This window comes from Clostridium sp. KLE 1755 (assembly GCF_000466465.2).
Taxonomy (GTDB): domain Bacteria; phylum Bacillota; class Clostridia; order Lachnospirales; family Lachnospiraceae; genus Eisenbergiella; species Eisenbergiella porci.
In genome coordinates, this window is record NZ_KE992715.1 from 1 (window position 1) to 2,690 (window position 2,690).

At 48.7% G+C, this 2,690-nt stretch carries 4 protein-coding genes; 1 reads left to right on the forward strand and 3 read right to left on the reverse strand.

Going from position 1 to position 2,690, the window contains the following annotated elements; translation table 11 throughout:
* The 3 genes from HMPREF1548_RS13870 to HMPREF1548_RS13885 all read right to left on the reverse strand — a co-directional run.
* Positions 1-533: hypothetical protein (locus tag HMPREF1548_RS13870; protein WP_021636860.1), on the reverse strand; the 533-nt coding region annotated here is incomplete at its 3' end.
* A gap of 715 nt (positions 534-1,248) precedes the next feature.
* On the reverse strand, positions 1,249-1,590 hold the full coding sequence (locus tag HMPREF1548_RS13880) for a DMT family transporter (RefSeq protein WP_021636863.1): 342 nt from the start codon (positions 1,588-1,590) through the stop codon (positions 1,249-1,251).
* Positions 1,580-1,954, reverse strand: coding sequence for a DMT family transporter (locus tag HMPREF1548_RS13885; RefSeq protein WP_021636864.1), 375 nt, complete (start codon positions 1,952-1,954; stop codon positions 1,580-1,582). The genes HMPREF1548_RS13880 and HMPREF1548_RS13885 overlap by 11 nt, the downstream gene beginning before the upstream one ends.
* A 537-nt stretch (positions 1,955-2,491) precedes the next feature.
* On the opposite strand from HMPREF1548_RS13885, the gene HMPREF1548_RS29985 reads away from it, so the two are divergent.
* Positions 2,492-2,690 (forward strand): hypothetical protein (locus HMPREF1548_RS29985; protein WP_021636866.1); only part of this gene is annotated, 199 nt, incomplete at its 3' end.

Below are 2,690 nucleotides of genomic sequence, written 5' to 3' on the forward strand. Positions count from 1 at the left end.
CTTTCTCCGGTTCTCTCTGTCGCCGGCCGTCTGCTTTCCGGCCGATTACTGCCTTCCGTCCGGCGACCGCCTTCCTTTCCGCTTCGTTTTTCTCCTGCGTCACCGCGGGGAACCGCTGTTTCGCCTCTGGGAGCTGCCTGGCTGCGGGGTTCCGACTGACTGTGGGGCGTTGTCTGACTGCGAGATACCGTCTGACTGTGGGGCGTTGCCTGACTGTGGGGCGTTGCCTGACTGCGGGGCTCCGCTTCTTCCCTGCGTATGCTGCCGGCTGCGTTCCTGTTGGAAGCGCCAGGCGCAATCTGCCTGGAAATATGCGCTGCCGTTTCCGTAAGATCCTGCGTATCCTCAAAATCATCTTCGCTGATTTCCCATTGGGACAGCAGGCTTTCTGTTACTTTTTCTATTTTCCCCGACAGCTGTTCTTCTTCGGTACCGGCTGTTCTCTGCAGCTTTTCATCGCTGGGATTCGACATTCTTCTTCCTGTTTTTTCCAGAACAGCTTTCTGATTTTTATCTGTTGGTTGATTAGGCATGATTCATTCTCCGTTTTCTGCAGTTCTGAATTAAAGAAAACCGGCGCATCGAACATCACCGGAGCTATACAGAACCCGTTTACAGTAAAATCCGGGACATGCCGTTGCGACGGCATTTTTCCCGCAGAAACAGTATACCACACCCCTTCCTCACGGTTCAACCTTGCTTCCTCTTTTTCCAGCAATTACTTCCTTAATATTCTCTTAATTTTCCTTTTGTTCCTTGGTCTGCCGGGCGGATTTCATCCTTTTCCTTCTCCTCATACCGTAAGAATCCGCATTTTTTGTCGAATACTTTTCATTGCGGCTTCTGGCATGATATGACAGAATAAGAGGGAAAGAAAGTTAAAAAAACAGCGTTTTCTGCTTTCCTGTGCGGTGCATGTCAAACACGGGGCGGAGAGTCAAAAAGAAAAGGAGTGATTCGTCATGATGTATATCCATTACTGCAAATATTGCCGTCGAATTCACATTCTCAACGGCCACAAGGTGTATTGCCCGGCCTGCAGCGGCAAGCTGACGGAGCTGGGGATTTCGTACATGAAATATGTGAACCTGAGTAAGGAGGAGCGTGGCCAGCTGAAAGAAAAATGTGCGGATGAAAAAAGCCTGAAGGAGCTTTCCGTGGAATACCGGATGCATCGGTACAGCAAATGGTTCAAGGCGCTGCCGTCCGGCATAAATTCTGACAAAGTCATTGCTGCGGCCACCGCTTCTACAGATAGTAAACAATCACGCCGGCCAGAATACAGCCCACGCCTGCGAGTTTCCGTTTCGTAATTTTTTCCGAGAAGAAAAGCCGGCTAAGCAGAAGGACAAGCACATAGCCAAAGGATTCAATCACCGGACCATTCATAAAGGAAAGGCCTCGGAGGCCGCTGACATTCAGTATGGTAGAACCTACAAGCAGTATATATCCGCTGATTACATAGGGATTCAGATATTCGCGGATAAAGGAGCCATACTGTCTGCAGGCGGCTTTTTTTAAAAGAACCTGGGAAAAAGAGGCTGCCAGAACGCCTGCGAAAAGGAACAGGTAATAAATATTAAGCTTCATCGCACAGTTCCTCCTTCTGCTGTCCGCCGTTAACGATTATTGTCCCGGTAATTACCAGGGCTACGCCGATTATGTTTTTCAGGGTTATTTTGTCATGAAATATTACTGCGGCCCAGATAAGGGACCAGAGCAGGGCCATGGCCCGGTTTGTATAGGCAATGGATAATTCGAATTTTTTTATCATCTGCTGCCATAGAAGGGCGTAAATCGCCAAAATGGCGAGTTCGGCGCCGTAGAAGAGGAAGAAATTAAGTGATAATGTGGGGTGGCCGCTGGCCAGCTTAGCCATTACTGTGGAAAGTGTGTATATGGCGATTACGGCTTGAAGAATGAGGATGTCTTTCAGGGTGATTTTCTTTTTCATGTGGAGTGTCTCCTTGGGTTAGTTTTTTGGGGATGAGGGGATTATTGTGTGATTATAGCAGGTTTTATGGGGGTTGGGAAGATGTGGGGGAGGGGAAAATGGTGGGAGAAGGGATTGGGGTGTTGGCAGGCCTCAGCCATGCCATTCATAATTTGGCGGGAGGTATGTTGTGTGTTGCTTTTTTGTTATGGACGCCAAATTATGAATGAGGGCTGGCGCCCTATAGAAATACAGATAGAAACAGTCCTTAGTAAGCAAGCTCTCACGGGCTGTTTCTATCTGTATTTCTACATGACTTGAGGGTGTCAAAGTCTTAATTTTAACCGTTCAGTACCCCTCACAGTTACTGCTAAAAACCATCCTAAATCGCCTTTGGCGATGGATTTTAGCACTCTTGAATCACTTTCTTACGGTCAACGCAAAGCGCTGGCCTGCGCAGCTAAATGCGCTGACCTACTGAGCAGTTACAATTTTTCCTTACAATATGGACACTTGGGGTCTATAATGGTAGTATAGAGTCGGTAAAGGAGGTAATTTATGACAGATAAGGACAGAATGGAACAGTCGGGGGAGATTGATGAATTCTGGGAGTTGGATGATGCTTCGGATACTGCTGCCCAGAAGGGTTCCGGGAAGCGGCAGGAGGGGCAGGATACTGTCGGCCGCAAAGCTTCCCCGCATAGTACTGCTTCCCGCAGGAGCGGTTCCCGCCGTGGTGTGTCGGGGAAAAATACCG